Source organism: Sphingobacterium sp. MAE (assembly GCF_056711605.1).
The window spans coordinates 3,259,216-3,284,912 of sequence record NZ_CM160044.1; the positions used below are offsets into that span (position 1 = coordinate 3,259,216).

26 protein-coding genes are annotated in these 25,697 nt (G+C 35.1%); 13 read left to right on the forward strand and 13 right to left on the reverse strand.

Features of this window, described 5'->3' with window-relative positions; all coding sequences use genetic code 11:
• The first annotated feature begins 29 nt into the window (after positions 1-29).
• Together AC06G9_RS14010 and AC06G9_RS14015 are read left to right on the forward strand one after the other, a co-directional pair.
• Positions 30-1,043, forward strand: coding sequence for a hypothetical protein (locus AC06G9_RS14010; RefSeq protein WP_480956523.1), 1,014 nt, complete (start codon positions 30-32; stop codon positions 1,041-1,043).
• 121 nt (positions 1,044-1,164) lie between these two features.
• Positions 1,165-1,743, forward strand: a complete 579-nt coding sequence (locus tag AC06G9_RS14015; protein ID WP_480956524.1) for a nuclear transport factor 2 family protein — start codon at positions 1,165-1,167, stop codon at positions 1,741-1,743.
• A 237-nt stretch (positions 1,744-1,980) separates the two neighbouring features.
• On the opposite strand, the gene AC06G9_RS14020 is transcribed toward AC06G9_RS14015, so the two are convergent.
• Positions 1,981-2,337, reverse strand: a complete 357-nt coding sequence (locus tag AC06G9_RS14020; RefSeq protein ID WP_480956525.1) for a winged helix-turn-helix transcriptional regulator — start codon at positions 2,335-2,337, stop codon at positions 1,981-1,983.
• Positions 2,338-2,417: 80 nt separating this feature from the next.
• On the opposite strand from AC06G9_RS14020, the gene AC06G9_RS14025 reads away from it, so the two are divergent.
• Positions 2,418-2,777 carry a VOC family protein gene (locus AC06G9_RS14025; RefSeq protein WP_480956526.1) on the forward strand — a complete coding sequence of 120 codons (360 nt, stop codon included), beginning with the start codon at positions 2,418-2,420 and terminating at the stop codon, positions 2,775-2,777.
• Positions 2,778-3,020: 243 nt separating this feature from the next.
• Here the strand turns inward: AC06G9_RS14025 and AC06G9_RS14030 are convergent, their stop codons facing one another.
• Both AC06G9_RS14030 and AC06G9_RS14035 read right to left on the reverse strand, forming a co-directional pair.
• Positions 3,021-3,209 (reverse strand): hypothetical protein, encoded by a 189-nt coding sequence (locus AC06G9_RS14030; RefSeq protein ID WP_480956527.1) that lies wholly within the window; start codon positions 3,207-3,209, stop codon positions 3,021-3,023.
• A gap of 27 nt (positions 3,210-3,236) precedes the next feature.
• On the reverse strand, positions 3,237-4,193 hold the full coding sequence (locus tag AC06G9_RS14035; RefSeq protein WP_480956528.1) for an FAD-dependent oxidoreductase: 957 nt from the start codon (positions 4,191-4,193) through the stop codon (positions 3,237-3,239).
• Positions 4,194-4,280: 87 nt separating this feature from the next.
• On the opposite strand from AC06G9_RS14035, the gene AC06G9_RS14040 reads away from it, so the two are divergent.
• From AC06G9_RS14040 to AC06G9_RS14050, 3 genes are all read left to right on the forward strand, one after another.
• Positions 4,281-5,237, forward strand: coding sequence for a helix-turn-helix domain-containing protein (locus AC06G9_RS14040; protein WP_480956529.1), 957 nt, complete (start codon positions 4,281-4,283; stop codon positions 5,235-5,237).
• A gap of 299 nt (positions 5,238-5,536) precedes the next feature.
• Positions 5,537-6,301: a DUF6597 domain-containing transcriptional factor gene (locus AC06G9_RS14045; protein ID WP_480956530.1), complete on the forward strand. Its 765-nt coding sequence runs from the start codon at positions 5,537-5,539 to the stop codon at positions 6,299-6,301.
• A gap of 29 nt (positions 6,302-6,330) precedes the next feature.
• Positions 6,331-6,717 carry a VOC family protein gene (locus tag AC06G9_RS14050; RefSeq protein ID WP_480956531.1) on the forward strand — a complete coding sequence of 129 codons (387 nt, stop codon included), beginning with the start codon at positions 6,331-6,333 and terminating at the stop codon, positions 6,715-6,717.
• Positions 6,718-6,826: 109 nt separating this feature from the next.
• Here the strand turns inward: AC06G9_RS14050 and AC06G9_RS14055 are convergent, their stop codons facing one another.
• Positions 6,827-7,606: a helix-turn-helix domain-containing protein gene (locus AC06G9_RS14055; RefSeq protein ID WP_480956532.1), complete on the reverse strand. Its 780-nt coding sequence runs from the start codon at positions 7,604-7,606 to the stop codon at positions 6,827-6,829.
• A 92-nt stretch (positions 7,607-7,698) separates the two neighbouring features.
• Between AC06G9_RS14055 and AC06G9_RS14060 the strand changes: the two genes are divergently transcribed.
• The 5 genes from AC06G9_RS14060 (at position 7,699) to AC06G9_RS14080 (ending at position 13,289) form a co-directional block, all read left to right on the forward strand.
• Positions 7,699-7,935, forward strand: coding sequence for a hypothetical protein (locus tag AC06G9_RS14060; protein WP_480956533.1), 237 nt, complete (start codon positions 7,699-7,701; stop codon positions 7,933-7,935).
• Positions 7,936-7,942: 7 nt separating this feature from the next.
• On the forward strand, positions 7,943-9,277 hold the full coding sequence (locus AC06G9_RS14065; RefSeq protein ID WP_480956534.1) for a TolC family protein: 1,335 nt from the start codon (positions 7,943-7,945) through the stop codon (positions 9,275-9,277).
• A gap of 10 nt (positions 9,278-9,287) precedes the next feature.
• The gene (locus tag AC06G9_RS14070; RefSeq protein WP_480956535.1) at positions 9,288-10,334 is read left to right on the forward strand and encodes an HlyD family secretion protein; all 1,047 of its coding nucleotides are present in this window, start codon (positions 9,288-9,290) and stop codon (positions 10,332-10,334) included.
• Positions 10,334-11,926: an MFS transporter gene (locus AC06G9_RS14075; RefSeq protein WP_480956536.1), complete on the forward strand. Its 1,593-nt coding sequence runs from the start codon at positions 10,334-10,336 to the stop codon at positions 11,924-11,926. The genes AC06G9_RS14070 and AC06G9_RS14075 overlap by 1 nt, the downstream gene beginning before the upstream one ends.
• 253 nt (positions 11,927-12,179) lie before the next feature.
• Complete coding sequence (locus AC06G9_RS14080; protein ID WP_480956537.1) at positions 12,180-13,289, forward strand: NAD(P)-dependent alcohol dehydrogenase; 1,110 nt, start codon at positions 12,180-12,182, stop codon at positions 13,287-13,289.
• A gap of 1,009 nt (positions 13,290-14,298) precedes the next feature.
• On the opposite strand, the gene AC06G9_RS14085 is transcribed toward AC06G9_RS14080, so the two are convergent.
• The 9 genes from AC06G9_RS14085 to AC06G9_RS14125 form a co-directional block, all read right to left on the reverse strand.
• On the reverse strand, positions 14,299-14,997 hold the full coding sequence (locus tag AC06G9_RS14085) for an SDR family NAD(P)-dependent oxidoreductase (RefSeq protein ID WP_480956538.1): 699 nt from the start codon (positions 14,995-14,997) through the stop codon (positions 14,299-14,301).
• Between the two features lie 60 nt (positions 14,998-15,057).
• Positions 15,058-15,339 (reverse strand): TIGR03643 family protein, encoded by a 282-nt coding sequence (locus AC06G9_RS14090; RefSeq protein WP_045752289.1) that lies wholly within the window; start codon positions 15,337-15,339, stop codon positions 15,058-15,060.
• A complete protein-coding gene (locus tag AC06G9_RS14095) occupies positions 15,339-16,817 on the reverse strand; it encodes a cryptochrome/photolyase family protein (RefSeq protein ID WP_480956539.1) in 1,479 nt (492 codons plus the stop codon). Before AC06G9_RS14095 ends, AC06G9_RS14090 begins: the two co-directional genes overlap by 1 nt.
• The gene (locus AC06G9_RS14100; protein ID WP_480956540.1) at positions 16,805-18,106 is read right to left on the reverse strand and encodes a DASH family cryptochrome; all 1,302 of its coding nucleotides are present in this window, start codon (positions 18,104-18,106) and stop codon (positions 16,805-16,807) included. The genes AC06G9_RS14095 and AC06G9_RS14100 overlap by 13 nt, the downstream gene beginning before the upstream one ends.
• Positions 18,058-18,213, reverse strand: a complete 156-nt coding sequence (locus AC06G9_RS14105; RefSeq protein ID WP_084405251.1) for a DUF2256 domain-containing protein — start codon at positions 18,211-18,213, stop codon at positions 18,058-18,060. Before AC06G9_RS14105 ends, AC06G9_RS14100 begins: the two co-directional genes overlap by 49 nt.
• A complete protein-coding gene (locus AC06G9_RS14110; RefSeq protein ID WP_045752286.1) occupies positions 18,214-19,530 on the reverse strand; it encodes an ABC1 kinase family protein in 1,317 nt (438 codons plus the stop codon).
• A gap of 82 nt (positions 19,531-19,612) precedes the next feature.
• On the reverse strand, positions 19,613-20,266 hold the full coding sequence (locus AC06G9_RS14115; protein ID WP_248753316.1) for a TetR family transcriptional regulator C-terminal domain-containing protein: 654 nt from the start codon (positions 20,264-20,266) through the stop codon (positions 19,613-19,615).
• 418 nt (positions 20,267-20,684) lie between these two features.
• Positions 20,685-21,707, reverse strand: a complete 1,023-nt coding sequence (locus AC06G9_RS14120) for an LLM class flavin-dependent oxidoreductase (protein WP_480956541.1) — start codon at positions 21,705-21,707, stop codon at positions 20,685-20,687.
• 15 nt (positions 21,708-21,722) lie between these two features.
• Positions 21,723-23,744 (reverse strand): BCCT family transporter, encoded by a 2,022-nt coding sequence (locus AC06G9_RS14125; protein WP_480956542.1) that lies wholly within the window; start codon positions 23,742-23,744, stop codon positions 21,723-21,725.
• Between the two features lie 346 nt (positions 23,745-24,090).
• Here AC06G9_RS14125 and AC06G9_RS14130 point away from each other — a divergent pair, with 346 nt between their 5' ends.
• Positions 24,091-24,471, forward strand: coding sequence for a hypothetical protein (locus AC06G9_RS14130; RefSeq protein ID WP_480956543.1), 381 nt, complete (start codon positions 24,091-24,093; stop codon positions 24,469-24,471).
• Positions 24,472-24,642: 171 nt separating this feature from the next.
• Positions 24,643-25,509 carry a cation diffusion facilitator family transporter gene (locus AC06G9_RS14135; protein WP_094773452.1) on the forward strand — a complete coding sequence of 289 codons (867 nt, stop codon included), beginning with the start codon at positions 24,643-24,645 and terminating at the stop codon, positions 25,507-25,509.
• Positions 25,510-25,697: the final 188 nt, after the last annotated feature.

Here is a 25,697-nt window from a genome sequence, read left to right on the forward strand (position 1 = left end):
AAAAAGTATATAATTTAAAAAATTTCAAGATGGAATCACAGAAAAAACGAGTATTAATTGTAGGCGGTTACGGTATGGTTGGGAGTCACATAGCACGACTAATCAGACAAGTTGATCATCGCATCGAACTTATTCTAGCGGGCAGAAATCCGCAAAACGGAATATCTTTAGCGAAGGAATTAAATCATACAGAAACAGCTTACATCAACCTTGAAGAAGGCTTCGATTTAAGTCACTTTCAAAAAATTGATCTGATCATATCAGCAGTGGATGATCATCGTAATATAGTAAGAGAGACTGCTATCTTAAAGGGCATTGCGTGTATTGCCGTCAGCGAATTAGCTGATCAAATTTCTCCCACAGCATTTCTAGGCCTGCACAAAACGATCATTGCGCCAGTTGTATATGCTGGACATTGGCAAGCAGGAATATTAACCCTTGTGGTTAAACAACTAGCGAATAAATTCAGCCATATAAAAACGATCGAAATTGCCGGGTTATTTGACCCAAAGGATAGTGTTGGACCACTAGTTGCCAACGAAGTCAGTGGTTTTGTTGGTAATGCTCTGATCCGCAAGGAGGGAAATTGGCTATCATTACAAGCAAAGGAAAACCCGAGAACTATTGATTTGTACAATCATTCCTCAGTAATAGGTTATCCACTTAGCACACTGGATGTACCGAGCATTGCCGCTTTTACGAGTGCGAAAAATATTCGGTTCGATTTTATCACAGGGGAATCAATAGGTAGCAATAAAGGCTTGCAAGCTTCACATGATTTATACATTACGATTGAAGGCACCCTACTATCCGGCGAAAAAAGAAAACTCAGCACAATCGTATCGGGCCCGAGAGGAAATTCTCATCTAACCGCTGTTGGCGTATACTTGATTGCAGAAAAAATATTAGGACTTAATGGGCAGCCGGAACATAAGGTTGGAGGTTTACACCTTCCAGAAACTATTGTTCCAAGTCATAATATCAGTACCCGCTTAAAAGAATTCGGAATCGAAATGATGGAGGAAACCTCGGAAAGTTTGTAATACTTAATCCGGATATTCTAAACATTATTAAACTAAGCCATGACTTAGCAATAGGCATATGAAAGGTACAGCAAGGATCAAGATTAGAACTAATGAATTGGCGTATAAATAAAATATTAACGTGAAAAAACTGGCATTTACCATATCCATTTTACTAGTAGTCTGCATTACTGTACAAGCGATGAGATATCTTACTAATCAAAATACATCTCGGCCAGTTACAAATGCTCAAAATACGAATAACTGCTATCAAAATCAGGGAGAAAGCTTAGAAATGGAATTATATGACAGCAGTCCAGATACAAGCATTAATGAATTAATTCACATCAAAAAAGAAACAAAAATGAAAAATGCAACGATATTACATCAAGCAAATGAATTTGTTAAAAAGGGAAATTATGAGGATTTTCTAGCTCATTGTACACCAGATACAAAATGGGTTTTTGTAGGTGAACGTATCCTCGACGGTAAAGATAAAGTACGAGACTATATGAAAGAATTTTATGTGGAACCACCTGTGTTTACCGTCGAAACGACCATTGAAGAAGGCAATTTGGTAACCGTGACAGGTGAAATCACCTTGAAGGCGCCAAATGGCATCTACCACCACTATAATTATTGCGATATATGGCGTTTCGAAAATGGAAAAATTGCAGAATTAAAAGCTTTTGTCATAGAAAAGGAAAATCTTGACAAATGAAATGAAACTAGATATTGATCCTAATATGGGTACTACTGCTTAAGATTATGAAGGAATTATAAATCTATTCAAAACTACCCATCAAAGTAAGAATAGTACATGGCCTCGATAGTTCGCATCACCGTAGGTTTAACAATAGTCATCCTTCATATAATCATTGGTGAAGGGTGACTAATTTTCTATTTATAACGATCTGCCAACATCACTTTTTCTTCCTTTATATTCATAAACAATATATTAGTTATTCCAATATCCATCCCATTTGCATAAGTTATCGACTAGTGATAAGAGTTGTTTCCCTTTATCAGTAGTAGAGTAAATTATCTGTAAAGGAGTCGTATTCATTCTTTCATTCTTCTCTATTAAGTTGTTTTCGACCAAATTATTTACACGAGTTGCAAGAACATGTTCCGAAATTTCAGGAATGCTTTTAGTTAGTGCAGAAAATTGATTATTCCCTAATGAAATTTCATATAATATGGTCATTAGCCAGCGTTTACCTACCAAACTAAGTATATCATTTACTCTACACCTATTTGACAATATTATTCTATTGGCTTGGTTGGTAGAGCTCTCTTTAATTTTATTTCCCATTACATTACTAATAAAAAAATGAGTTATTGCGTACTACTGACGATCAGCATAGCTTTGTTGCAAAGTTAAAGATTAAGTTTATGGAAATTAAAATAGTATTGTTACCAATTGTTACTGATGATTTTGAAAGTACAGTAGCTTTTTATAGAAAAATTACCGGTAAAGGTGTATCTCTTTCAGCTGCCCACGACGGGTATCAATTAAATTTAGTGGATCATTTTGTTATTTTAGGTGCTGTGGATGGTCCTGAAGCACTCGAGATACCTAGCTTGGTGAATGCAATATTTGTAGTTGACGATTTGGAAGCTTTTTGGAAAATACTTGAAAAAGAGTCAAAAAGAATAATTATTCCCGTTAACAGAGTTAGTACTGGTGTTCGCTTTATTGTAGAACAAAAAGATGGAAAGGTAATTGAATATCTACAACTTAATGATAATTAAATCGAAGGTATCGCTCTGGGTTAAGCGATCTGCAATTTGTATTTTAATGAAATTATAAAAAATTCAGCTTTCGAGGTTGAGTATTTTACAACTTCGAAAGCTAAAGAATAAGCCTCCTTAAATCACTCTTGAATATTTATTTAGACACAAAAAAATGCAAGGAGAAGACAATTTTAACAGGCATTAATCTAAATAACTTTTTGCAGTAAAATTGATAGAGCATTTGTGTATTTTACAATTAAATCAATTCAATATAAAGTTTTCCTGATCTTTGGTTAAAACTATGGGTTCTGTCATTATTTTTTGAACGGCTTTATCATCAGCAACCCGGAATCCGGCAACAAATTTTTCCAAATCTGCTTGGCTCTTTGGAAGGAAAGATGCCGCATTATTCTTTGCATTGGTCTGAAATTTTTCTACAATTGGCTGCATCAGCCTATTGTAGCTATCACAGGCGGTTCAGATGTCATCAGGGTATTTAGCAATAAAGTGTGCCAATGCTTTTGCACCATAAATAGACAGTGAAGCTCCCATTCCTGATAAAGCTGTAGGGCAATAACCGGCATCTCCCAACAAAACCAAGTTACCATTAATAAGGTTTTTCGCATTCACCATCCCCATTTTATCCATGAAAAACAACCCCTCATCTAAAAGATTATCTAGTAGTTGCTTCACTTCTGAATTATAATCAGTAAAAGTACTCTTAAGAATAGATGAAGCATTATTTTTAAGAGTACTAATATCTTCTGAATTACGTATATAGCATTGAATAGCTACTTGATCCTCTGCTATGGGATAAATGGACAACATTTTGTTAACATCAATATAGATCTTAAAAACGCCAACTTGCTTTACATGATTTAGATTTAACTTTCCTCCCACATAAAGCGTATTGAAATCCTCTAGTTGGCAATTTGTAAAATACCGATCTCTTGTTGAGGAACGTAATCCTTCGGAAACAACGACTAAATCAACATCCACAATACTTCCGTTTGAAAACGTCACTTGAGTCTTGCCTGATTTTTCTTCCAATTGCGAAATCGTCGTGTCTACAAGTATATTTACCTCATTCTTGATTGCCTCATACAAAACGTGATGTAACCCACCGCGGGATATAAGAACAGAACGCTCAATATTCTCATTCATTTTATCATAATCAATGCTTTGAATGATTTCCTCATTGGTTTCAACAAAATGAACCGTTTCAGAAGGTGATGATGCTGCCTGTAGATTTTGAGTCAACCCCAGTTCATCCATGATTTTTACACCGAAACTCTTGAGGGAAATAAGAAACCCTGCTTTACTGAATGAAGGCGATCTGTCGATTACAGTCACCTTATGACCTTGCTTTGTCAAAAAAATAGCTGCTGTTAAACCCGCAATACCTGCTCCGGATATTAGAATATGCTTTTTCATTTCTTACATTTTTAAATTGATACTGCAAATTTATTTATACTTTTAATGCTAAAATATCCCATTAAAAAATAAAAATAGTCCGATAAAATGAGTGATCATATAAAAAAACAAGAGATGTACTATTGGGCAAAGCGTTTAGGGGTTTCGCTTACACCATCCAGATCTGAATTGGATATGCTTTATCTCAATGAGCTGAAAATCGTAGATTTAATGCCCGAAATGTTAGTTATGGTTCGTTCCGTTGTGGCAAAGCAAACATTTTGTATTCGGAGAAAACCTATAACAGCTTTTGAAAACGGAATATCCATTTCATTTCAAAATATTATCCATTCACGATTAGACACATCGATATCAAATAAAAAAGTATTACAACAAATACAGCCACACGTTCGCATTATGCCGTTGCATGCTGAAAGTGATGTGAACTTTCCAAGAGATATAAATATTCAGCAGATAACCATAATTATAAGTCTTGATTATTTAAAAAGCTTTATCGGAAAAGACCATCTGAAATTCGATTATCTTTTTAATAACGAGAAAACGCTTTGGATTGAGGAATTTATGTCGCCGGAAATTGCAGAAGTAGCCAATGAGTTTTCAGTGACAAAAACACAAGATACACTATCAGATGCTTACTATAGACTAAAATCGCTCGAGCTACTGTTTTATTTGTTTAAAAATTTATCAAGCAGAGCACATGTTCCCTATCAGCATCTGTCGAAATATGAATTAGAATCGGTTTATCGTGTCCGAGACAAAATAGCAGCTTCGATAGACAAACCATTTATCCAGGAAGAGTTAGTGAAGTTAAGCGGTATGAATGTCATCAAACTTCGAAAACTATTTACACAAGTCTTTGGTAAAGGAATATATTCATACTATCAACATCTGCGTATGCAAGAAGCGGCAAGACTTTTACGTGAAGAACATTTCTCTGTTTCTGAAGTCGGTTACCATTTGGGGTTTAGCAATTTAAGTTATTTCGGCAGATTATTTGAAAGACATTTCACTATGAAACCAAAGAAATGGAGCCAGAATAAATAATAGCAATCAGCCAAACACTACTACTGGTACTGTATGTCATTTGTATTCGATTAGAGATGCATTTGAATGTAATAATAATCACGAAGGAATGCATTTAGGGTATATGTTAAGTATTAGAAAATTTGTGTAAAACAATATTCTTGGAGTAATACTGTTTTGGAGCTTTATTTTTGGGCATATCTACTCAATTAAAAAATTGACAAATGATTTTGATTATATTGTAGAAAATGAGACTTAGTAACGAGCTGTCAAATTTGTAATTTTGTGAAATGTCTATTTATTTTCATGCTGATTAGAAAATGTGTTTCTCAATAAATAAATTAGAATATATCTGTCTTAAGCCCGATGAACCGCTAACAAATATGGTGGAAAGCATCTGGATGGTAAAAAACCACTCAGATGAAGAAAAAGAAGGCATTATAGTTCCCGATGGAAAAATAGATTTATTTCTGTTAGCAGATGAAAATGGAAATTTTGAAATTTTCGTTGCCGGAATATGCTCTATTCCCATTACCAAACCCCCGTTTCCCAAATCTACAATGTTTGCAATCAGCTTTTATCCCATCGCTGCCGAATATATTTTCAAACAATCTTTTGCGGAATTAAATAACACGAAGAAAACACTTCCGACAGATTACTGGGGATTTTCAAGAGATGATCTAAACGATTTTAACCAATTTTACCAGAAATCTATTAAGGTCATTTCTTCGTTATTATCCAAAGAAATAGACGACCGAAAAAAGAAGTTGTTTAAACTCATTTATGCTTCTAAAGGAGAAATTACTGTAAAAGAACTCGAAGAAAATGTTTTTTGGAGTAGCAGACAAATGAACCGTTATTTCCATAAATGGATGGGCGTAACGCTTAAATCCTATCTAAATATTATCCGTTTTTCTAACTCATTAAAACAACTAAAAAACGGGGATTTTTACCCGCAACTCGATTATGCAGACCAGTCGCATTTCATCAGGGAAGTGAAAAAGTTTGCTGGAGTAAAACCAATTATCTTAAATAAAAACGAAAACGACCGATTTATCCAATTTAGCCTGATGTCTGAGAAGTAATTTTGTTCTGTAATTAAAACAAGAATAAAATGAATTTAAACCACATCAACATCGTTGTACAAGACGTAAATAAAGCTGTAAATTTATTTACAAAACATTTAGGTTTTAGTTTAATTGTCAATCGAAACAACAAAATGGCAGTTCTGGAAAACGACAATAATTTTGCCTTAGTTATTTGGGGACAGGAATTGAACCATAATGAAAATACGCCTGAATATCCGGAGAATTTCCACATCGGATTTTATCAGAAGGATGAGCAAGCAGTTTGGGAAATCTATGAAAAGTTACTAACAGAAGCTGAATTACAATTTGAAAGTGAACCTAAGAAAATCAGGAATACGTTTGGTTTATATTTCTTTTTTGAAAAATTAATGATAGAAATAAGTGTTAATCCATTTAAGGATAATATTGCATAACATAGCTAGCCAGCCGGCAGTAGACCACTGAATCTAAGATTACATAAATAAAAATTACTATCAGCTATTTTATAGAAGATTATAGCCAAGACGACTATAGCCGTACTTCTTATTTGGTTTTAAATTCAGTAGGTCTCATATTAGTCAGCAGCTGAAAATTATTGCTAAAAGTAGAAATGTTCGAATATCCAACTTCATAAGCGATCTCGGTCATGCTCAAATCTGTATCTTTTATCAATTCCATCGCTCTGATAATACGTAGCATCTTTAAGTATTGAACAAAAGTGATGTGCAGTTTGGTTTGGAATAATCTGGTCAAGCTTCTCACACTCATTCCTGATTGCTGAGCAATACTATCTAAACTTAGATCTTCATTTAATCGATTTCTAAAACTGTCGATTATGGCATTGAGCCTTTGATCGTCCGTTGTAGGAAGTTGAATAGAGAATTTTTTGAGATTTTCTTTTGATAATACCCCTTTAAGCGTGGTCAGAAATTCAAATTCCCATGAACCTTTAAAATAATCACCTTGCCATTTCTCGCTAAATGAGAGCATTTCTGCCAGAAGCTTACTCACAGGGTAAATACCCAGTTCATCATAAAAACTATCTGTTTTTTCATCTGGAAAATAAATATTGATAATGTACAAATCCTGTGTATTAAACATCAGATTGTGAGCGTAGTTTTTGGGTATCCATATATAATGATTCGACGGAATATAGAAATCTTTTTCGTCTGTTTGTAAGTAAGCAATTCCACCATATACCAATAATAACTGAGCCTTATCGTGCTGATGAGCAGGTAAACGCTGCTCCGTTTGTTGTCTCATCACGAGGATTGAATCGGGATTTTGATCCACAATACTTATTAATTGACTAAGTATATCCATATGGCCAAATATAGCAAATATTAGGCTAATTATATAAAAATGAAGCTAGGTATGTTGAATAATTTTGCAGTATTAATAGTACCAGAATGATAATGAAACGCAAAATCATAAAACCCGACAAAGATTTTGAACTTGAAACACAAGTCAAAAAATCTAAACATAAATTACGTCGTACAAATGAAGAAATTGATAAAGCCAACATTTACTGGCTGTCTTGTGCTTATTCCAGCCCCTTTATGCCAATGGTCGATTTAAGCTTTGCTTTTGAAGAGTTGAAAAAGATGCTAAAGCAATGGTTAGCAAAGAAAGATACCATCATTTATAAATAGAAAGCTCATGAAACGATATAAAACTACCCGGATTTTGAGCATGCTGTTACTGTTATCTACACAGTGTATTTATGCTCAGTATACAGAAAAAGTCAAACCTTTAAGTTTGGAAGAAATATGGAAAGTTGCAGAAATGAATAATCGACAACTGAAACTATCTGACCTAAATCATCAGCAGAGTAAAATAGAAATATTGGAAGCTAAAGACCGTTTGTTACCAGAGCTTTCGTTAAGTGGAGATGTAAAACTCAATTCCAAATTTCTGATTTATGACAATGGATTATTCTCTTCTCCACAGGATGTGCCTGTAAAAGCTTATGGGTACGGAGTAGGCTACAACTTAAACTTTAATCTTTATAATGGTGGTAAAGACAAAAGAAACATAGCCATAAAAAAGGAAGAAGAGACACGAAAACAATATGAAGTTGATCTACAAAAACATAGTGTAAAATATAATGTCGCAGTTGCTTATTTTGATTTATACAAATTTTTGCATTTCTATGATTTTCTGAATGCAGAGATTGAAGCAGAAAAAAAGCAATTGAGAGTGATAGAAAGTCTGCATAAAAACGGTACCGTACTAAAGAGTGATGTACTGAGAACCTCCGTGAAATTATCTCAACTGGAACTTAGTCTTTCCGATGTTACGAAGAAAATTGAAATAGCTAAACAACGGCTCAATATTCTGATGGGACGTGAAAATGATATGGAGCTAGCGATCAAATACGAAGATGCAATCGAATTAAGCGCTATCACAGACGGTGACTACTATGATTATGTGGACATTGCTATCAACAAATCTCCTGAATACAAAATGGCTGGTAGTGACATCAAATGGACCGAACTAAACGTAAAACAAGTAAAAGCTACGCTATTGCCCAAAGTTTCTTTGTACGCTAATTATAATTACAACTATCCACAGATTTCCTTTTATCCGTATTCAAATGACTTGTGGGGATTTGGTCAGACAGGAATTAAAATACAGTATTCGATTGATAATTTGTACAAAAGTAAACATACCATTGCTCGTGCCCAAGTTGTTAGCAATCAAGCTAAAGAAAAAGCAGAAATGAAGAAGGACGAAATCTCTCTTCAGGTAAAAGAAGCTTATTTACAGCAAAAACAGGCTTTGGAGAGCGTGGAAACGGCAGAACAAAATATGATTAAAACCACCGAAACTGTACGTGTTATCAAAAGTAGCTACTTAAATCAGGAATCTCTTCTGACCGATCTTCTGGAAGCAGAAAACGCTTTATTGGAAGCAAAATTAAATCTTACAACAGCACGAACAAACGTAAAGGTAACGCATATCAGACTGCTGGCAATTATAGGAATTCTTTAATACAAACATCATGAACAAAAATAAAACCGATAAAATTATTGTAAGCCTCACCAAATGGTTGGGAATTGCATTATTCGTAGGGATCATTATTTGGGGAGCTACCTATTTCTTAAGAGGATATCGCTACCAACAGACTAATGATGCACAGATAGATGCTTATCTATCACCGATCAACGCAAAAGTAGGTGGCTATATCAGCAAAATATATTACAAGGACAATCAGCTTGTTAAAAAAGGTGATACGCTTGTTGTCATTGAATTGGACGAGTATAGACTGAAAAAAGATGTTGCATCAGCAGAACTCATGAGTTCACACACCAAATTACCGATCTTGACGGCAAACGAAGAAACACAACTTAAAAGTATTGAGGTTATAAAAGCACAATTGGAAGGAGCTAAAGCGAGATTGAACCAACAGCAAAAAGAATTTGACCGTTACAAAAATCTACTGGCGGATGAATCTACTACACAACAAAAATTCGACAACATCAGTACTTCTTTATCCATTGCACAGTCAGATTATAATCAGGCTAAAGCTTCTTTACAAGTTGCAGAATCTAAACTGAATGATGTTAGAGCTCAACACATTGCTATACAGGCAGAGATAAAAATTAAAGAAACACTTGTTCAAAGGCAGGAACTGGACATTCGATATACGGTTATCATTGCACCTTTTGATGGGCAAATTGGTAAAAAGACCATTCAGGAAGGTCAACTGATACAACCTGGGCAAACATTGGCTTTTTTGGTGAACAAAGCCGAGGAAAAATGGGTAATTGCTAATTTTAAAGAAACACAGATTGGCAACTTCAAGATCGGACAAGTGGTATCCATAGAAGTTGATGCCTTTCCGAATGAAAAATTCAATGGTACTATCGAATCACTTTCGCCAACCACAGGTTCACGTTATTCCCTACTTCCACCAGATAATGCTACAGGTAATTTTGTCAAAATTATTCAACGTATTCCTATAAGAATTAAACTTACAGATGCGCCTGAAAAATTAGGAAAGCTCTCCGCCGGAATGAATGCCAATGTTTATGTTTTAAAAGATTAATGATGCAAGCACATAAAATACCGATTTTTAAATCTTGGGTATCTGAATGGGGGGCGAGATCCGTCATATTTGCTATCCTGATGACCTGCCTGTTTAGCTTCGCTTTTTACGGTAGTCCGGTTGCAGCAATGGGTTTTTACGGAATACAACCTACAGATGTGCAATATGGAATGGTCGTTATCTATGGCTCTACCGTAGCATTCTTGGCACTTGATTTTCGGATTGTAAAATATTTTGCGCCTAGGAAATATTTACTTGTTGCTCTTGCCGTAAATGCAATATGTTCTGTGATCTGTTTTCATTTCAAAGATTGGACATGGTTTGTTATTTGCCAGTTTTTTCAAGGAATTACCTGTGCATTGATGTCAGGCATCGTCTTACAACTGATTTTCCCTAGATTACAGTCTGTACGTGCCCGTGTAATAGCTTTTAGCCTACTATATGGCAGCATACAGATTGCAGTTCCTTTTTATTCAATTTTTACCAGCGTGGTCATTCATTTCTTTGATTTTAACTGGCTATTCTACGGATTTATTATCATACTCATCCTTCTAACAATTACTGTTTTGTTAACCATGAACAGTAAAGCTCGATTTACCAAAAAGATTCCACTTTATCAGGTGGATTGGATAGGTTATCTGTTTTACGCGTCTTTTATCTTAATCTTAGGATACATCCTTGTGTACGGACGACAATTGGGATGGCTGGATAGTTCATTAATCACTACGCTTAGTATATTCAATCTAATTATTCTTTTGCTTTTCATCATCAGAGAATTAAAGCTTAAACGACCATTGATCAACTTGCAGATTTTCAAGACAAAGAATTTTGTCATTGGCCTATTACTACTTTTTGCATTTTATATTTTTAAAGGAAGTACAGGGCTTGCTTACGGCTATCTTGAAGTGATTTTAGGAAATGACCCACTGAATACCATTCCTATATGGACGGCTGTAATTTTTGGAACTACACTGAGTATGTTCGTTACTTCCAGATTTGTCCTGATGGGTTACAACTTGATAAGGATGATTATTGTAGGCTTCGGAATAATGGCGATTTATTATGCTTATATGATACTATTTGTTTCTGTGCAGGGCGAAACAATTGATTTCATTCTACCTATGTTTATTTATGGTGTATCAACAGGAGTCTTATTTGTTCCAATTGTTTCATTCACCGCTTCATCAGCACCTCCCAAAATTGCCATCAATACATCGCTTGTGGGCATATTAGCTAGGTTTATGGGGTTTACAGGTAGTTTGGCACTGAATAACGAACTTCAATTATTTGCAAAATCAGGAGTTCGCGAAAAGATTCGGGAAACACTCACGGAAACCAATCCCCAATTATCAGCTACCTTACTGGATATTCAAAATCAATATATGAATGCCGGTAGCGATATCTATACTTCAAAAGCAGTATCCACAGGCTATTTTAATCAAATGGTAGGTCATCAAATATTGGCTCGTGCTACTAGAGATTATTATGATTTGATGTTAATAGGTGTGATTTTCGTAATTGTTGTTTTGCTCTTATTACCACAAATTCAAAACGTTGTTTTGAGATTAAGAAAAAGTAATATACCTTTTTGAAATCTTCTAATGTCACAAAGTATAATAACAAAATATAATTCGCTACAAGCCGTAAAAATAAATTCTAGACTAATTAAATGTAGTAGCTTTTCAAGTTAATTGGAAAAACAGATGGCAAATACAAAAAAACGGTAAATATTATTGTATCGCCATATAGAAAATGTTGTGGTAATACTATGAATTTTAAAATATAGCCATCTGAATTTAATACTTTATTAAGTAACTTTAAGTATTATTTTTAAAACAAATTTTTATGGAAATAACAGCCGCATTAGTAAAAGAAAAAGGTGGAAAATTTGAATTGGAAAAAATATCACTTGAAGAGCCAAGATCAGACGAAGTATTAGTGAAAATTGTAGCAACTGGTACCTGCCACACAGATATGGCAGCTAGAGACCAGCAGACTGGTGCTACTCCATATCCGATTGTTTTAGGACATGAGGGTGCTGGTATAGTAGAAAAAGTTGGCGAAGGAGTTACAAATCTTAAACCTGGAGACCACGTTGTATTGACATTTGGTTTCTGTGGAGAATGCCACACCTGTCAACACGGTAAGCCAGCTTATTGCGAAAATTTCCCTGCATTGAATTTCGGAGGTGCTCGTTTAGATGGTTCACACAGCCATCATCATAACGAAGGTGGAATTTTTGACAACTTCTTTTCACAGTCCTCATTTGCAACTTATGCAATTGCCAATAAAAGAAATGCAATCAAAGTTTCTGACAAAGCGCCATTGGAATTATTAGGTCCTCTAGGATGCGGAATCCAAACTGGAGCTGGTGCTATTATCAATTCACTGCAGGTTTCTCCTGGAAAAACCGTTGTAATTTCTGGTGCAGGTGCAGTTGGTCTAGCTGCTTTATTAGCAGCAAAAGCTTGCTCTGCAGCTCAAATCGTGCTAATTGATATTAACCAGGAACGTTTAGATTTCGGATTGGAATTAGGAGCAAATCACGTGATCAACAGTCGCAATGAGAATGTTACTGAAGCTTTGCAAACCATTTCTCCAAAAGGATTTGATTTTGGGTTCGATACAACTGGACGTAATGATGTTATTAATAACACTTTGGCTAATTTAAAATCTCTTGGACAAATGGGAATCGTAGGTGTAGCAACGAAACCATTGGAAGTGGAAATGAACAGCTATGTTTTAAAAGGTATAAAATTAATTGGCATTGTAGAAGGAGACAGCGTTCCAAATGAATTCATCCCGGAAATGGTGGAGATGTATCTAAATGGTCAATTCCCCTTTGATAAATTGATTAAGAAATACAAATTTGAAGATATAAATCAAGCGATTGAAGATTCTGAAAATGGAAAAACAATCAAGCCTGTGATTTTAATTGGTGATTACACCGGATAATTTTTTTCATAAAAAAGCAAATTCTTCAGAAATACATTTTCCGGAGAATTTGCTTTTGTATACATTATTAAAAATATAAATTGGGACTACCTCATTAAGTGTGTAAATTTTTAACCCGAGAGGCTGGTTTTTACAACGTTATTCTGTTGCCAAAAATAGTAACTATCTGCGATCATCACTTTCTCTTCCTTTATATTTTGCATAAAGTCAGCGTATTCAATGGATAGTTTCTTTCTGTGAAAGTAAAAATAGAAGTCAAAGGAACCGCCGATAATGCCTTTACCTGGCAGATATACAAAACGGTCACTACCACGGTTAATTTTAAATTCAGGATCTTGCCCATACCAATCTGTATACGTCCAAAATTGATAGGCAAGTTCCTCATTACGTACCTTATCACTTTTAATAAGTATTTTCTTTTACCTCGTAGAAAATCGAATAAGACATTCAAAATTACAGGTGGGTTTACAGCCCACATGCCGCAAAAGGCTACGGCATAAACCCGATATCGCAGTACAACCGATCCTTTACGGTGAAAATTTCTGTTAGATCATATTAAATCTTTTTCAATAGTTTCCTGAGAATCGATAATCTTCAATATCTTTTGGTTCTGCTTTCTGATTTGTCTAGGTCTTAGGAAAAACCACACAATTTCCGACCATAAGAAAGTTAATCTATAAGCTAAAAATGCTGCCATTGTTGACATGTATAAAGCAAATTCATAAAAATAAAAGGCAAAGCCAGCAGAAAGCATTTACTTCATATATTTTCCAATATACTTATTCAGAGCTTCTTCATTATATTTATTTTCTCCACCCCAGTATTCAACAAAAGTCCAGTTATTAACCTCTATTTAGTCAGTCATAAGAAACTGGTGTAAGAATATCAATACAAGCTAAAATTTCAATTAGGACTTTTCGCTCGTCTTTCGTTGAATTCAAAGCAGTAGATAAGTTTTTTTCTAATTCACTTGGATAATCGATGGGTTTTTGGTGAAAAAAATAAATGATTACAATTTGATGTTGCTCATCCCCCCGTCAATTCCGATGATCTGTCCAGTAATCCAAGCTGAATTTTCTGAAAGTAAAAACTTGACCATTTCTGCGATTTCGTCACCATTACCAATTCTTTGCAGCGGATGTCTTTTTTCCGAAGCCTCCCGCTTTTCAGGTGTTGAAAGGAGTTGTGAAGCAAGTTTTGTGTCCGTTAAAGAAGGTGCGATTGCATTAACCCTAATTTTCTGAGCAGACAATTCTGCCGCCAGACTTTTAGTCAGACCTTCCACAGCACTTTTACTGGCCGAAATCGATGCGTGAAAAGGCATTCCGATCTTGGCAGCGACAGAACTGAATAGTACAACCGACGCACTATCAGATTTTTTTAAATTAGGTAATAATTTCTGAATCGTTTTCACCGCACCCACAACATTGACTTCAAAATCATTTTTAAAATCATCAACTGAAAGTCTACTAAATGGTTTCAAATTAATACTTCCTGGCGCATAAACCAATCCGTCAATCACATCAGGAAGATTAATCTCGCCCAAATCTCCGGAGATAATATCCATGGGATGAAACTCCATATTCAAATTTCGAACTTCAGGATTTTCAGTTCGTGAAATTCCAATCACATGATGACTCTCTGATAATATTTTTGCAGTAGCAAATCCAATTCCTTGCCCACAGCCTATGATAACTATATTTTTCATATCCGTATATTTTATTAATATTAAATTTTACTCCTCCTAGGTTTGGGAAAAACAAAACTTTCAGCGTTTCGAAATTTTATTATGACTGATTGTTCGTTGTCTTGTACATTTAAACCTCACCATTTCAGGATTTCTTTTCATCAGATGTTTCTTGCTTACACTCGAATTCACTCTTTTTCTCCAAAGTCTAAAACTAGAAGGTTTCAATACTCTTCTCATCACTTCAATCACTTCAGATTCAGTAATTCCAAACTGAAATTCTATCGCTTCAAACGGCGTTCGGTCTTCCCATGCCATTTCGATAATGCGGTCAGTTTGTGTTAAATCAAATTCTTTCGTCATTATTTTAGATTTTTAATCGTCTGTTTTGCTATTTCAAGATGCTTGGATTTTTTCTCATCTTCCATTTTATCCAATGTGAGCAACATCATGCCAAGCCTCGGGTTTATCTCAAAAAACTTGCGGTTATCATTCACAAAATTCCAGAAAAGACCATCCCATTTATCCGTCCAGTCTCCGTCCATATAATCGCTCATTTTTTTGATATAGTTGCTTCCGCTGATGTACGGTTTCGTGCTCATTTTTCCGCCATCCGAAAAACTGCTCATCCCATAGACATTCGGCACCATCACCCAGTCGTAAGAATCAATAAATAATTCCATAAACCATTGATAAACATCATCAGGATCAATTTTAAGGAGATTCATCAAGTTAGCCGCAATCATCAGTCGCTCGATATGATGGGCATATCCCGTTTCTAAAACTTTTAAAATAGTGTTGTCTACCGGTTTTATTTCTGTCGTTCCAGTATAAAAAGACTGGGGAAGCGTGTTATGATGTTTCCAGTAATTTTTATTACGCTGATAAGTTCCCTGATACAAATAAACTCCCCTCACAAACTCTCTCCAGCCTAAAATCTGACGCACAAACCCTTCCAAAGAATTGATCGGGATTTTATGTTCTTCAGCGTGATCGATTGCTTTTTTCAAAACACGATCCGCAGTCAAAAGTCCAATATTAAGCAAAGGCGAAAGCACGCTATGATGCAAAAAATGTTCACTACCCACGATACTATCTTCATACACTCCAAAATCAGCAAATCGAAATTCAAGAAACTGATTCAACCAATTTTCTGCTTGCTCAAAAGTAACAGGATACCGTTGATAAGAACTTAAATTGCCATAGTGATCACTGAAATTTTGATTAGTATATATTTTAGCTTCCTCAAAATACATGCTGTTTTCAGGAAAATTAATGAACGGCGCTTTTTTATTTTTAGGATATCTTTTTCTGTTTTCCTTATCAAAAGTCCATTTTTCACCAATAGGCTTGCCATCTTTCATCAGAATATTTCGAAAAACGCGCTGCTGCTTGTAAAAATCGGTCTGATGATAGGATTTTCTATTCTCAAAATATACCTTAAGATCTTCCCGAGTATTTATGAATAAAGGACTCTCAAGAACTTCCAGTTCCAATTTGGTTTCCCTAATTCTTTTTTCAAGCCAATTGTCACAAACATCAGTAATGCGGATTTTCTCAAATTTTCCTTTTTCTAAATATTTAATCAAATTTTGGACATCAGAAAGTGGCGACGTACTTTCAATATATTCAACCTTAAATTTTTTTGTGATTAAATAACCCTCATAAAACTTCATACTCGCTCTATGCAAGGCAATTTTTTGTTTGTGAAATTTGTATTGATTAAAAAAGAGAAACTCTTCCAACAAAAAAATCGGCTGATCATTGTCCAGATAATCCGTATTTTTGAAAAGCTGATGCGGAAATATCAATTGTGCCGTTGATGATTTTACTGTAGCCATAAATTTCTGAATTTGTGGTTTGGATCGTACTGTTCGGCCTGTTTTTCAGCATTGAAAATTCTACTTCTTGGATCATTTCCAACACCTGCTAGATACATCCAATTTCCATAATTGCTATGAACATCATAGTCGATCAGCATTTCTTCAAAGTATGCGGCACCAATTCTCCACTCCTGTTTAAGAATTTTGCAAAAGTACGAAGCTACATTTTGACGTCCGCGATTACTCATCCAGCCTGTATTTTTAATTTCCAGCATATTGGCATTGATAAAATCAGAATTTGTTTCGCCATTTATCCATTCATTCACTAAATTTTGATCAAATTTAAATTGAACATCTCTTTCTAAAATCCCAACTTTAAGGAATATTTTATCCCGAAATCGCATTGAAGTATCTTTAAAAAAATCACGCCACAATAGCTCAAAAACAAGCCAATAAGTTGACTCATTATATCCGAATTTTGACTCATATTTCTTGATTTCGTGGAAAATAGATACAGCAGACAAGCTTCCGTTTGCAAGCCAGGCAGAAAATTTGCTACTGTAATCTTCACCGATTAAACCATTTCTTGTCTCTTTATAACAACTTAGATTTTTAGTTTCAAAAAGATAAGCATTCAATCGTTGTATAGCTGCTGTTTCTCCACCCGAAAATGGAAAAGCCGTAGATTGATGCACTTCAAAATCATCGAAACCCAACGTTTTTAATGTGATGTCATCGCTTTCTATTTGCAAATCTAAATTTGGCCTTCTGTTCACTAAATGTTCACAATCAAATTCATTTCTAACTTTAAAATCTTTCTCAATTTTTTGTCTGAAATTAGTAAACAATAAAGGAATTTCATCTAATTTATCAGCCACGTAATTAGGTTGCAGCAACAGTTGGGAATAAGATTTAACCCATTTTACACCAGGTAAAATACGCTTGATTTTATTATACAAAACGACTTCTTCTTGAGTCCATTCACTTTGACAGAATATTTTTTCAATCTCAAATTGCCCCGAAATTTGATTAAATACATCCTGAGTTCGTCCAATTTTTTTAAGAAACGGAATATTTTTTTGATTTAAATTACTGTTCAAATCCAAAACTGTATCCAGCAAAAATTGAGCTCTGAATTTTCCAATTTTCTTAAAACCAAGTGGTGCCGAACAGAAAAAAGTTTCGTCAAAAATATATAGTGCAAGAAAAGGCAAATCTTCCTGCATGACGTTGAAAAGTGACTCGTTATCTCTAATTCTTAAATCGTTGCCGAACCAGAGAATGTTGATTTTTTGTTTTTCCGGCATCGTTCACTACAATATTTTACGTCGTCCCAATTTTTTTTCCATTTTTTCCGCCAATTGAAGCGCAATCCGCATACTTCACAAATCTTTGAAGGTAAGTTAGCAGGCATTTATTGAATGAAATTTTGATATTGATTGATGACGATATTTTGCGCTTTCAAATCATGCATCATATTATACAAACCAAAAAATGTTCGGTTCATATAAATAAAATGTTTCGAACCTCTGTTGGTGTTCATCCCTTTCATACTACTCAGTTTCGCATACCGCTGACCTAAATCTGCAATTTCCTGAAAGAAAGTTTCATCAGAAAAATCAAAATTCACCGTATTGAAAGGTCTTGTAAATAATTCCAGTAATTCGTAAAATAATTTGGTGAAAAATTCCAGTTCCTTTGTAGAGTCAGTGTCACACAAGATTTCCAACTGGTATAATTTTTCTTTGAAAAATTCAGGATTATCCAAATTCTCTCGTTTAGCCAATTCAAAATAAGGTTTGTAAAAATCATTCGGAATTTCCTTAATGCAACCAAAGTCAATCACAAGCAGCTTCTTATCTGTCGATACCAAAAAATTTCCTGGATGCGGGTCCGCATGCACCTGCTTCAGAACATGCATTTGGTACATATAAAAATCCCAAAGCGTCTGTCCGATTTTATTCAGATCATCCTGTGAATGATCTTGTTTTGTAAACTCTGAAAAATGCTTTCCGTTCATCCAATCCATCGTAATGACTCTTTCACAAGAAAACTCAGGATAATATTTCGGAAAATCCAGGTTCGGAAGATGAGCACATTTTTCAGAAATTTCCTGACTCCTTTTTAGTTCCAAATCATAATCAGTTTCCTCAAACAATTTATTTTCCACTTCCTGAAAATACGATTCCGAACCCTCTTTTTTAATGTTAAACATCTTCATCGCAATCGGTTTTACCATTTTCAGATCGCTCGAAATACTATCTCTAACACCGGGATATTGAATTTTGACAGCAAAATTTTGACCATCTTTCTTCGCTTTATGAACTTGCCCGATACTTGCCGCATTAACAGATTCAGTAGTAAACTCATCAAATAAATCCTCTGGATTTTTTCCAAAATATTTTCTAAAAGTTTTTTTCACCAAAGCACCAGAAAGCGGTGGAACAGAAAATTGCGATAAAGAAAATTTCTCAACGTAAGCTTGCGGAAGAATATTTTTCTCCATACTCAGCATCTGGGCAACTTTCAAAGCAGAACCTTTCAATTCTTTTAAAGAATCGTAAATATCGGTCGCATTATCTTCATTTAAAGTTTTCCGAGCCTCCTCCTCATCCTTAATAATTTTGTTTCCGTAATATTTGATGTAATTAACGCCAACTTTGGCACCGGCTTTCAACAAACTGCTTGTTCGTTCTAACTTTCCTGTCGGTATTTTATGGAGTGTTTTCATTTTAAAATTTCATTGTTAATACACTGAAGAATTTCCATTATTTTGATTGAAATACAGAAAACTTAAAATTCAGATTTGTCCTTTAAGCTTTTCTGAATGTTTCTTTGAATAAAAACTTACCCAGGTCGACTACTTTCCGCAAAGGTTCATTATCCATCAGTTCAAATCCTGTATCGATAGTCTTTTCAATGAAGATATCTGTTTTTTCAAATGCTGGAGAAGTATCTTTTTTCCAAAACTCGATAGCAGAAACCAGATGAAGCCAAAATGCTTCTTCTCTAGCTTTTTCATGAAAATTTCTCACATCATCTTGTGCCTCTTTAATCATGCTCCAATCGTTAAAATCAAACGTTTTGATAAAATCTCGATGCGTCTTTTTGAGTTGATTTGAAATTTTTGCGAAATGTAATTTGTCATTTCCTAAAATCATCAAAACCAGGGAACGATTCATCGTCATATTTTCAAAAAAGATAAAATAGACATTCAAAAGCTTTTCTTTCGACGTCATCTCATCCCCAATATGAGCCTCTGATGCCAATGCGACAGATTTATCAAAAAGATTAACCAACATTGATTTTTCAATCTGCTCAAAACTTGAAAAATAATCATAAAAATCCTTCTCTTCAAACCCATTGTCCTTTGCGAAACGATAAATATTTTTTGGTCTTTCGCCGTGATTCAAAATGTACTCTCCGTACAATTCAAATATTTTATCTGCTGTCATTAGATTTTCCATTTTTGTATTTATATCTTACATCAGACAATTTAGTAATAAATTATACTAATCTAATAAACAAAAGTATAATATTACACTATTTCAATGATTCAAAATAAGACTAGTGCTAAAAATATAGGGTTCAAGTCAACATGTGAGTCGATTTTGGAATAGCTACGATCCACTCATCTTCTAAAAAATACGAGAGCCACATTGAGGTTATGTGACTAAAAAGATCGATTTGCTCCCTTGTTACATGTATGCTTTTATTTCCACTGCATTAAAGGAGAGGTTTTCATCCTAGAAAATGTAAATTAGGAAAAGAATTTGATGTCACAACAAAAATTTAAAGTGCTAACAAATCCATCTTACACATTTCCATTTTAGTATCTTTCTGATTGATTTTAGTAGGGTCCTTTTATAAAAGACCCTACTAAAATCAACGCCAACCTAATTCGGGAGCGATATATTTTAAAATAGTAGAAAGTACATGCACATTATAGTCAACGCCTAACGTATTGGGAATGGTGAGCAATAAGGTATCAGCTTCTTTGATAGCTTCGTCCTGAGATAATTCTGCAATAAGCTTTTCAGGTTCAGCAGCATAGCTTTTACCAAACACAGCCCTCCTATCCTGCTCAATATAACCAAAGCTATCCTTACCTTTTCCTTCATGTCCAAAATAAGACCGGTCTTGATCATTGATAAGAGCAAAAATAGATCGACTCACAGCGACTCTGGGTTCACGTTGATGTCCTGCTTTTTTCCAAGCTTCTTTATACAGCCTAATTTGTTCTGCTTGTTGGATATGGAATGGCTTTCCATTCTCGTCATACTTAAGGGTAGAACTTTGTAGGTTCATGCCATGTTCCGCTGCCCATACTGCTGTTGCGTTCGATGCTGCCCCCCACCATATCCTGTCCCGCAATCCTGCAGAATAGGGCTCCAATCGTAATAAACCTGGCGGATTCGGAAACATCGGATTGGGATTTGGCTTGGCGAATCCGACACCGTTCAATCTTTCTAGAAACTCCATGGATTTTTTACGTCCCATATCAGCATCGGTCTCCCCATCTTCGGTCCCATAGCCAAAATAACGCCATCCCTCAATTACCTGCTCAGGAGAACCTCTGCTTATACCAAGCTGCAGCCTTCCCTCTGAGATCAAATCAGCAGCACCAGCATCTTCAACCATATACAGAGGGTTTTCATACCTCATATCGATCACCCCGGTCCCAATCTCTATGTGTTTCGTCTTAGCACCGATAGCAGCAAGTAAGGGGAACGGCGAAGCCAGTTGCTTCGCAAAGTGATGTACCCTAAAGTACGCTCCATCAAGTCCTATTTCTTCAGCGGCTACCGATAGATCAATAGACTGAAGCAGCGTGTCGCTAGCTGTCCGTGCCTGATAAGATGGATGATTGGCCCAATGCCCAAATGATAAAAATCCTATTTTCTTCATACTAGCTTATCGTTTCTAATTTTCTTGAGTATTATTCTCGATACTAATGAACATTTCGTTAGACTCTTCAGCGATTATTTTAAGAAAACGGTCATAATGTTTAAGTACATCGCTGATTAATTCATTTTTGGTAAAATACTGCACATCGTATCCTTCACGTGAATCACCAAAATATGTTTTAGGAAAATAAGTCACCTTACCTTCCAGATCTGGCAAATTATCATCATCCACCATATATTCAGAGACAATCCTTTTTTGCCCCATAACTCCGTAGACAAAATTGTTGACAATGTCATGATGGATTTCTAAATTAATCTTTAAATTGTCAGGCATATAATTGATCTCAACAGCAATTCCGTTTAGTGCAAATTCATCCTTCAGTTCAGTGAATGCAGGCATTACCTGCTCTTGTATAAAAGTTTTTACAGACTTCTCCGTCTTAAAAGAAATAATTTGCTTCAGCCGTTGTTTCCAGAATTCACCTGACCAGGGGATTGTTGAAACAGACAATCCCTTTTCGTAGTAACGATAGTCGATGACAAGAGCCTTCATCAATGACACCACAAATAAGATCATAATAATAGCAAACGGCAAAGCAGTGATAAGAGTCATTGTTTGTAACGCTTCTAGCCCTCCTGCATTCAATAACATTAACGACAATACGGCCAAAAGTACGCCCCAGAATACGATCTGCAGTTTAGGAGATTTACTGGAGTTTTTTGAAGATATACTGTCCATCACCAGCATTCCTGAATCCGCAGAGGTGACAAAAAATATCATAATAATTGAAATGACCGTAAAAGCTAAAATATTGGAAAGTGGCAGATACTCCAAAAATCTAAACATCAGAGCATCCGGATCAGAAACCAAGGCACTTAGTGCGCCGTTTCCAATATTAAAGTCAATCCAGATTGCACTGTTGCCAAAAACCGACATCCAGATAAAATTGAATAGTGTCGGTATGATCAAAACTGCTGCAATAAACTCACGGATACTGCGTCCCTTAGAAATTTTTGCAATAAAAAGCCCAACAAAAGGTGACCATGAAATCCACCATGCCCAATACAGAATAGTCCAGTTATAAAACCAAGGGAGTGTTTTATCCTCGTACACATGCGTATTGAAAGTAAGATCAAAAAAATTATTGATATAATTACCCAGTCCATTGGTAAAACTTCCGATAAGATAAACGGTCGGTCCTAGAATCAACACAAATAACAGGAGAATAATAACTGCTACCACATTGATATTACTTAAGATCTTAATTCCTTTATTAACGCCAGAAACTGCAGATAAAACAGCAAACGACACCAAAACAACAACGATTAATATCTGATAGATAAACCCTGTTTGCGGCAAAATTTTAAGAGTCTCCAGTCCTGAATTTATTTGAACAACTCCAAATCCCAACGTTGTTGTAATACCAAAAAAAGTGCTACATAGCGCAAATATATCAATAACATTTCCCCACTTGCCTTTGATTCTGTCTTTCAATAAAGGATATAAACAGCTGCGAAGCGATAATGGAAGCCGATATCGGTAAGTAAAGTAAGCTAAACATAGGCCCACAAGACCATAAATTGCCCAAGCATGAATTCCCCAGTGGAAAAAGGTATAAAGTTGTGCATTTTTTGCTCTGCTTATAACTTGACTTTCAGAAAAAGCATCCGTAGCATAATGTTGCATCGGTTCTGCCACACTGAAATACATCAAACCGATTCCCATACCGGCAGCAAAAAGCATAGAGATCCATGAAAAAAAAGAATGTTCGGGCCTGCTGTCGTTGGTGCCCAGTCTAATTTTTCCATACTTACTAAACATCAGAAATACCAGAAAAATTACAAATACCGTCACACACCATACATACACCCAGTTCAGATTAACAAAAATAAAATTTTTAATTTCATCCAGAACAGCCTTGATTTCAACAGGAAACAAGACCGAGAAAAGACATATTCCTATTATAAATATTAAGCTGGGTATGGTAACTCCTTTATCGAATGTAAATTTGAGCTTCGTTTGTTTTGATGAATTCATAATAGAGAGAGAATTTTTACAATACTTTCAAATATACAATTTTTACAATAGCCCATATTATAATTTAATTTAAAATTAATCAACATCATTCAAACACTTATAGAAAAATTTCACCTCATTCTGGGAAATCAATAGTTTACCTTGGAAATCGTTATTGAATGATGATCTCCTAAATGCTATATTAAATTGGCTACGGCAGAGTAGTCCGCTGTCATTAAAAATAGATAAAATTTAAAATATGTGGAATACTAAATAAAGCCACACTGATATTTTCATTTAATTTTTTTTATGGTTTTAGTACATCCATCAGTTTTAAAACAGCGCAAAAACCATTACATTTGTCCACGTGAAAAATCTTTCAATCATATTAATATTGTCTCTTTATTTATTCTCTACGACAGAATTAATTCAGTTATTGAAGATACCCATATTGATATCACATTGCGTTGAGCATCAAAAAAATAACAGCAAACTAACGATAGGACAGTTTTTGTTCGATCATTACAATAAGCACGATCAAGATGGTGATGCAGATACCGATCAGAAACTGCCCTTTATTAAGCATGCTAATTCTTTGAATATAACAGCCATCTACTGTCGAGTTTCCACCCAGCTACCACAGCTGATGTCCCATATTTTCTTCGAAAAAAAGGTGTTTTTTCATGATGATCAAGACCGCGTCAGTACGTACATCAATCATATTTGGCAACCACCAAAGCTACTCTAATCATTTTTTTTAAAATCTCATACCTCACCTACATCGAGTTGGATAATGTTGATTAGCATCATCCTATTTGATGCACCCCTTTACTAGTATGCATGTGATATTATATCGCGATGCAGTTAAAGGATCGTATTTTTATATAGAATTTTAATATGACAATAAAAGAGCAGTAACATGTCAAATGAACAAACAGCTATAAAAGCAACATATTTTAGTATAGTCGGAAATTTTTTACTTGCAGTTCTGAAATGGTTAGCAGGTTATTTCGGTAATTCATACGCCCTTATTGCCGACGCAATAGAATCAACCACAGATATTTTTTCTTCATTCCTGGTATTACTTGGGTTAAAATATGCCAAAAGACCTGCCGACGAAAATCATCCATACGGGCATGGTCGTATTGAACCACTGATTACATTTGCAGTAGTTGGTTTCCTCATTATTTCAGCCACTATAATTGCCTATGAGAGTATTCAAAATATTGGCAAACCACACGAATTACCAAAACCTTGGACACTCATCGTTTTACTGACCATCATCATATGGAAGGAAATATCGTATCGTATTGTCATAAAAAAGAGCAAAGAAACCGGAAGCTCCTCACTCAAAGCTGACGCTTGGCATCATCGTAGCGACGCCATAACCTCAGTAGCTGCCTTCATCGGCATTTCAATAGCATTGATTTTAGGAAAAGGATATGAAAGTGCCGATGACTTCGCTGCGCTTTTTGCATCAGGATTTATTTTATACAATTGTTATCTGATTTTCCGACCAGCATTAGCAGAAATTATGGATGAAAACCTTTACGAAGATCTCATTGCAGATATTCGTATCCATTCTTTAAAAGTCGAAGGAATATTAGATACAGAAAAATGTTTCGTTCGAAAATCAGGTACAAAACATCTTGTCGATCTACACGCAATTGTCAATGGCGATATAACAGTGAAGGAAGGCCATATCTTAGCGCATAATTTGCAGGCATATCTCCAGCAAGAAATGCCGCAACTGGGAAATATTTTGATCCATGTAGAACCCAATTGATCGATAACATCGATCAAGAAGTATAGCATATAGTCATGTAATGATACGGATAGATCATTCTCGATTTCTCCAATAGGTATATGCCCCATTTTTCCATAATCATTTTTATACAAAAAAGGCTATCCGCAATGGATAGCCATAAAAGATATCCTTCTTCCAAATGATGACCTTATAAATTTATCAATCTA

What these genes read in the sequence shown, in the direction of transcription:
- AC06G9_RS14035 (WP_480956528.1), bottom strand. Translation starts at nt 4,193, where the DNA reads ATGAAAAAGCATATTCTAATATCCGGAGCAGGTATTGCGGGTTTAACA.
- AC06G9_RS14045 (WP_480956530.1), top strand. Translation starts at nt 5,537, where the DNA reads ATGTGTTTCTCAATAAATAAATTAGAATATATCTGTCTTAAGCCCGAT.
- AC06G9_RS14025 (WP_480956526.1), top strand. Translation starts at nt 2,418, where the DNA reads ATGGAAATTAAAATAGTATTGTTACCAATTGTTACTGATGATTTTGAA.
- AC06G9_RS14040 (WP_480956529.1), top strand. Translation starts at nt 4,281, where the DNA reads ATGAGTGATCATATAAAAAAACAAGAGATGTACTATTGGGCAAAGCGT.
- AC06G9_RS14100 (WP_480956540.1), bottom strand. Translation starts at nt 18,106, where the DNA reads ATGCCGGAAAAACAAAAAATCAACATTCTCTGGTTCGGCAACGATTTA.
- AC06G9_RS14070 (WP_480956535.1), top strand. Translation starts at nt 9,288, where the DNA reads ATGAACAAAAATAAAACCGATAAAATTATTGTAAGCCTCACCAAATGG.
- AC06G9_RS14075 (WP_480956536.1), top strand. Translation starts at nt 10,334, where the DNA reads ATGATGCAAGCACATAAAATACCGATTTTTAAATCTTGGGTATCTGAA.
- AC06G9_RS14030 (WP_480956527.1), bottom strand. Translation starts at nt 3,209, where the DNA reads ATGCAGCCAATTGTAGAAAAATTTCAGACCAATGCAAAGAATAATGCG.
- AC06G9_RS14060 (WP_480956533.1), top strand. Translation starts at nt 7,699, where the DNA reads ATGAAACGCAAAATCATAAAACCCGACAAAGATTTTGAACTTGAAACA.
- AC06G9_RS14115 (WP_248753316.1), bottom strand. Translation starts at nt 20,266, where the DNA reads ATGGAAAATCTAATGACAGCAGATAAAATATTTGAATTGTACGGAGAG.
- AC06G9_RS14085 (WP_480956538.1), bottom strand. Translation starts at nt 14,997, where the DNA reads ATGAAAAATATAGTTATCATAGGCTGTGGGCAAGGAATTGGATTTGCT.
- AC06G9_RS14020 (WP_480956525.1), bottom strand. Translation starts at nt 2,337, where the DNA reads ATGGGAAATAAAATTAAAGAGAGCTCTACCAACCAAGCCAATAGAATA.
- AC06G9_RS14065 (WP_480956534.1), top strand. Translation starts at nt 7,943, where the DNA reads ATGAAACGATATAAAACTACCCGGATTTTGAGCATGCTGTTACTGTTA.
- AC06G9_RS14055 (WP_480956532.1), bottom strand. Translation starts at nt 7,606, where the DNA reads ATGGATATACTTAGTCAATTAATAAGTATTGTGGATCAAAATCCCGAT.
- AC06G9_RS14125 (WP_480956542.1), bottom strand. Translation starts at nt 23,744, where the DNA reads ATGAATTCATCAAAACAAACGAAGCTCAAATTTACATTCGATAAAGGA.
- AC06G9_RS14050 (WP_480956531.1), top strand. Translation starts at nt 6,331, where the DNA reads ATGAATTTAAACCACATCAACATCGTTGTACAAGACGTAAATAAAGCT.
- AC06G9_RS14010 (WP_480956523.1), top strand. Translation starts at nt 30, where the DNA reads ATGGAATCACAGAAAAAACGAGTATTAATTGTAGGCGGTTACGGTATG.
- AC06G9_RS14090 (WP_045752289.1), bottom strand. Translation starts at nt 15,339, where the DNA reads ATGACGAAAGAATTTGATTTAACACAAACTGACCGCATTATCGAAATG.
- AC06G9_RS14080 (WP_480956537.1), top strand. Translation starts at nt 12,180, where the DNA reads ATGGAAATAACAGCCGCATTAGTAAAAGAAAAAGGTGGAAAATTTGAA.
- AC06G9_RS14095 (WP_480956539.1), bottom strand. Translation starts at nt 16,817, where the DNA reads ATGGCTACAGTAAAATCATCAACGGCACAATTGATATTTCCGCATCAG.
- AC06G9_RS14105 (WP_084405251.1), bottom strand. Translation starts at nt 18,213, where the DNA reads ATGCCTGCTAACTTACCTTCAAAGATTTGTGAAGTATGCGGATTGCGC.
- AC06G9_RS14135 (WP_094773452.1), top strand. Translation starts at nt 24,643, where the DNA reads ATGTCAAATGAACAAACAGCTATAAAAGCAACATATTTTAGTATAGTC.
- AC06G9_RS14110 (WP_045752286.1), bottom strand. Translation starts at nt 19,530, where the DNA reads ATGAAAACACTCCATAAAATACCGACAGGAAAGTTAGAACGAACAAGC.
- AC06G9_RS14120 (WP_480956541.1), bottom strand. Translation starts at nt 21,707, where the DNA reads ATGAAGAAAATAGGATTTTTATCATTTGGGCATTGGGCCAATCATCCA.